Here is a 4,816-nt window from a genome sequence, read left to right on the forward strand (position 1 = left end):
CCCCGCCACGGCCACTCCTGACGCTTCACTCCCCTCTCTTCACACCGGGCAGCACGCAGAGCATTTCATACAACAGCGTGGCGCCCATCAGCGCGGTATTGCCGCTGGTATCATAGGGCGGTGAGACCTCGACGAGATCGCCGCCGACGATGTTGAGCCCCGCCGCGCCGCGCACGATTTCGAGCCCCTGATGGGAGGTCAGCCCGCCCATCTCGACGGTGCCGGTGCCCGGCGCCACCGACGGGTCGAGGCCGTCGATGTCGAAGCTTACGTACACCGGTGTGTCGCCCATCTGTGCGCGCACCTCTTCCATCAAGGGCGCCAGCGACCGGTACCAGCACGCTTCTGCCTGAACGACGCGAAAGCCCTGATCGCGGCACCAGTCGAAGTCCTCGGCGGCGTAGCCGGTGCCGCGCAGGCCGATCTGCACCACTTTCTCCTTCGCCAAAAGCCCCTCTTCCTGGGCGCGGCGGAAGGTGGTGCCGTGGGCGATCTCCTCGCCGAACATGTGCTCGTTGACGTCGGCGTGGGCGTCGATATGAATCAAGCCCACCGGGCCGTACTTTTTGGCCATGGCGCGCAGAATCGGCAGTGTCATGGTGTGATCGCCGCCGAGTGTGAGCGGCACGCAGTCGTGGCTCAGTACGTCGTCGAAGAACGCGGTGATGATGTCCACACTCTTGGGTAAGTGGAAAGTGTTGATCGGCACGTCGCCGATGTCCGCCACCTGCAGGTGCTCGAAGGGCGCGGCGCGGGTGGCCATGTTGTAGGGGCGAAGCATGCGCGACTCGTCGCGAATCTGACGCGGGCCCAGCCGCGTGCCGGGCCGGTTGGAGGTGCCGATATCCATCGGGATACCGATGAACGCGGCGTCCAGCCCCTTAGCGCTATCCTGAGCCGGCAGGCGCATCATGGTCGCCGGCCCGCCAAAGCGCGGCACGCTGTTGCCGCCAAGCGGCTGATTGAAGTCATTCACTGCGCTTCTCCTTTGCTTGTAGCGATTCTCGAGCCCAGCGCCCTGAACACCGAGCCCGATCATGGGATTTACTCAGTTACTGCATTTAACGTGCCAGGCGAACGCGCCCTTCAAATCGGCTTTCTTGCGCCTCGATTAATGCAAAACCGACTCAAAAAAGCGTAGTATCGAGTCGTTTTTGCATTGACGAGTCACTATCGGTTCGAGGAGAACGGCGTGGACGAGATCGATCGCAGCGTGCTCAACACCATTGTGGAGACCGCCAACGACCACTTCTTCATCGTGAGCGGCGACGGCGAGATCCTTGCGATAAGCCCCGGCGTCGAAGCGGTATACGGGCTCCCCCGCGAAGCGCTTCTAGGCAGCAATGTCAGAACGCTCGAGCGCGATGATGTACTCAAGCCCTCCATCAGCCTGGAAGTGATGCGCACCCGCCGCCCCGCGCAGCTGATGCAGGTCACCGGCACCGGGCGCCGCGTGATCGCCGAGGCCCACCCGGTGTTCGTGAACGGCAAGCTCGAGCGCATCGTCAGCCGCTCGCGAGACATGACCGACCTGCAGCTTCTGCAGGATGAGTACGCGCTGCTGCAAAAGCGCTTCAACGAGCACCTCAAGCGCGGCCAGAGCGTGGCCGACGACCCGGCCCTCGACAGCGCCCTGGAGGAACTTCAGGTGCGAAGCCATTCGATGCGCGAGGTCGCCAGGCTCCTCAAGCGCGTGGCGCCCTCCGGGGCCAGCGTACTGATGCTGGGGGAGTCCGGCGTGGGCAAGACGGCGTTTGCCCGTCAGCTCCATCGCTGGAGCGAGCGCGCAGCGGGCCCCTTCGTCGAAGTCAACTGCGGCGCCATTCCGGAGAATTTGTTCGAGTCCGAGATGTTTGGCTATCAGCCCGGCGCGTTCAGCGGCGCCGCCCGTCAGGGCAAGGCGGGGCTTCTGGAGCAGGCCGAAGGCGGCACGCTATTTCTCGACGAGATCGGCGAGCTTCCGCTACTGATGCAGACCAAGCTTTTGAAGGTGATTCAGGATGGCAAGCTGACGCGCCTGGGCGACACCCGTCCCCGCCGGGTCGATTTCCGCCTGGTGGTGGCCACCAACCAGGACCTGGCGGCGCGCGTGCAAGAAGGCCTTTTCCGGCTGGATCTCTACTACCGCCTCAACGTGATCCCCGTCACGCTGCCGGCGCTTCGCGAGCGCCGCGAGGACATTCCCGAGCTTGCCGAGGCTTGCCTTGACCGGCTCAACGCCCACTACGGGCGGCAGAAGTTTCTCGACAACCACGTCTGGTCGACGCTGATGGGCAGCGACTGGCCCGGCAACGTGCGCGAGCTCGAAAACTGGCTGGAGCGCGCCTGGCTCTCCAGCGCCTCGGATCAGATCGAAAGCGTCGAGGCGACCCCCACCGCCTCCCGCCCGGAGCCGACGCCTGAAGCGTACGAATCAATCGAGCGCGAAGAAACGCTGCCCGCTTACCTGGCCCGCGTCGAACAGCGGCTGCTGCGCGAGCTGTGTCGGCAACACCCCAGCACCTACGCTATCGCCAAACGGCTGGGCATCAGCCAATCGAGCGTGGTGCGCAAACTTCGCAGGCACGGCCTGAGCGCTCCCCAAGGCTAGGTCGTGTGGCGCAAGAGGCAGGCATAATTATAAAAAGGTCAGTCTACTGCCCTCTCAAGCCATGGCCCGTTCCAGCCGCTGCTTGCGCCGCTCCCAGTCCGGCATCACCTGCTCTAGCAGCTCGAAAAATGCCGGGCCGTGGTGGGGTTCGGCGCGGTGGCAAAGTTCATGGGTGATGACATAGTCGATCGCGTCCACCGGCGCCTGAACCAGACGTAGATTGAGCAGCAGGCGGCCTGCGGGAGACATGGACCCCCAACGCTGCTGAATCCGACGCACGATGATCCCGATCGGGCGAAATGACTGCGGCACCGCGAAGCGGGCCAGACAGTGTTCGAGCCGCTCCGGGAACTTGAGGTGCGCCCGCTCCCGATACCAGGCCTCGACCAGCTCGCGCGTCGTCTCGGGGCTTTGGGGGCGAGGGGTCTGCACGACGATGAAGCCCCGGATCAGCTTCACACGCTTGTGCGTATGCGGGATCACCTTCAGGCGATACTGCCGTCCGAGGTAGAGGTGCGTCTCACCGGCGAGATACTGCCGCTCGGGGGTCCGCGGCAGGAACTGTGAGAAATAGCGCTGCTGCCGCAACACCCAGGCGGCACGCTTGCGCAGCCTGGCCTCGATGGCCGCCAACGGTGTCTCCATGGGGGCTGCAATCATTACCGAGGCATCTGGCTCGACGGCGATTTCGAGCGTCTTTCTGGGTCGGCGTTTGACCTCGTAGTGAATCTCCTGCGCTCCGTAGCGCAGGTAGTGACGTTCCCGAGTCATGCGGTGAACCTGGCGCGGGCGAGGTTCATGATATTCTGCTCCAGGTCGTCCAGCACTTCGACCGGCAGATTGACGCCTTTCTGGTCGCGGATGACGTCGAAGAAGTAATCGTCGATGGCGTTGCGTAGATCGTTCTGCGCCATCTCGTTCGACCACAGGTCGACGATCAGATGTGACTTGATGATCTCGATGATGTCCAAGGAGATGATGGCCGCTTCGTCGCCCGCCACCGTCGCCTCGTCTCGGGTTTGGAGTTGGCCATCGAGAATGCCGAAGAACGCCTGCCCATCCTCGTTGCCTCGGAGACGTTCCGGCACGTGATGGCCGCGATCCTTGCGCGCTATCTGGCTTGCCAGCTTTACCACGCTCTGCAGGTATTCACGTTCGGAGAGCCGCTGCTCGCGATAGGCGCGAATCGTCTCTTCGAGCAGCTCCGAGAAACGTTTGTAAAAGGTGGGGTCCTCATCCATGTTCTCGGTGATCGCCCGCCGCGTGGCACTGGAGATGCGGTCGGCCTTCGAGGCTTCCGAGACGCCGGTTTCCTCGACCACCGCCTTCAGCGCGTCGGGGTCGTTGATGTTGACCACATCGATGATCGTCTCGGCGGGCATCGCCACGACATGGTCGTCGAGCAGCTTCTGGATCTTGGGCTCGAACTCGCGGATATCGACCGTTTCCTGATAGCGGATCTGGACCGAGCGCTTGAGTTCCGAGAACTGCTGCCAGTCGCGCTTTAGGGCGTCCACCTTATTCTGGTCGAAGACGTCGAGCAGCTTGTCCGACGACAGCGCGATGTGCAGGCAACGGCTGAAGGCGCTCAGGCGCGCATAGAAGTCCTGGCGGCGCGCTTCGTCGGCGAGATGGCGCTCGAACTGCTCCATGTCACGCTTGTTGCGCACAGGCTTGAACAGATCCCACAGCTGATCGTGACGCTGCGGCAGCTTGCGGATCTCCTCGCGGACATCGTGCACCGTCCCGGCGAGGTCCGTCGCGTCATAGCCCTCGAAGGCGTTGTAGGTGGTCAGCGCGCTGTCGAGCTCGCCGAGCAGGCCTTCGTAGTCGATGACGAAGCCGAACTGCTTCTCCGTATCCCCCTCTTCGAAGAGTCGGTTCACGCGCGCGATGGCCTGCAGGAGATTGTGCTCCTTGAGCGACTTGCAGACATAGAGCACGGTATTACGCGGTGCATCGAAGCCGGTGAGCAGCTTGGAGACTACGATCAGAATTTCCGGATCGCCCGAGCCCTTGAAGGCCTCGACGATCTCGCGATTGTAGGCCTCCTCGGTTTTGTAATGCGCCATCATCTTCGCCCAGAAATCGCGCACGAGATCTCGGGCGTCCTGGTCGACCTCTTCGTGGCCCTCGTTGTCGTCCGGCGACGAGATGACGATGGCGCTCGAGACATGGCCGATCTCGTCGAGCACCGCCTTGAAGCGGACGGCAGCGGCCTTGGAA

General features: G+C 63.2%; 4 protein-coding genes. 1 reads left to right on the plus strand and 3 read right to left on the minus strand.

All coding sequences use genetic code 11. The annotated features are described in order from the left end of the window. Positions 1-25 precede the first annotated feature (25 nt). Positions 26-976 carry an agmatinase gene (gene speB / locus BIS11_RS10865; RefSeq protein WP_253419928.1) on the minus strand — a complete coding sequence of 317 codons (951 nt, stop codon included), beginning with the start codon at positions 974-976 and terminating at the stop codon, positions 26-28. Positions 977-1,192: 216 nt separating this feature from the next. Here speB and BIS11_RS10870 point away from each other — a divergent pair, with 216 nt between their 5' ends. After that, positions 1,193-2,590, plus strand: a complete 1,398-nt coding sequence (locus tag BIS11_RS10870; RefSeq protein WP_253419930.1) for a sigma 54-interacting transcriptional regulator — start codon at positions 1,193-1,195, stop codon at positions 2,588-2,590. Between the two features lie 54 nt (positions 2,591-2,644). Here BIS11_RS10870 and BIS11_RS10875 read toward each other — a convergent pair whose 3' ends face one another. Next, positions 2,645-3,361, minus strand: coding sequence for a M48 family metallopeptidase (locus BIS11_RS10875; RefSeq protein WP_253419932.1), 717 nt, complete (start codon positions 3,359-3,361; stop codon positions 2,645-2,647). Next, positions 3,358-4,816, minus strand: a 1,459-nt coding sequence (locus tag BIS11_RS10880; protein ID WP_253586043.1) for a type I restriction enzyme endonuclease domain-containing protein, incomplete at its 5' end; no start/stop codon positions are given. The genes BIS11_RS10875 and BIS11_RS10880, both read right to left, overlap by 4 nt.

It is taken from the genome of Halomonas sp. 707D4, from assembly GCF_024158685.1.
Lineage (GTDB): Bacteria > Pseudomonadota > Gammaproteobacteria > Pseudomonadales > Halomonadaceae > Vreelandella.

Coding starts and splice junctions, on each gene's coding strand:
- BIS11_RS10875 (WP_253419932.1), bottom strand. CDS start 3,361: ATGACTCGGGAACGTCACTACCTGCGCTACGGAGCGCAGGAGATTCAC.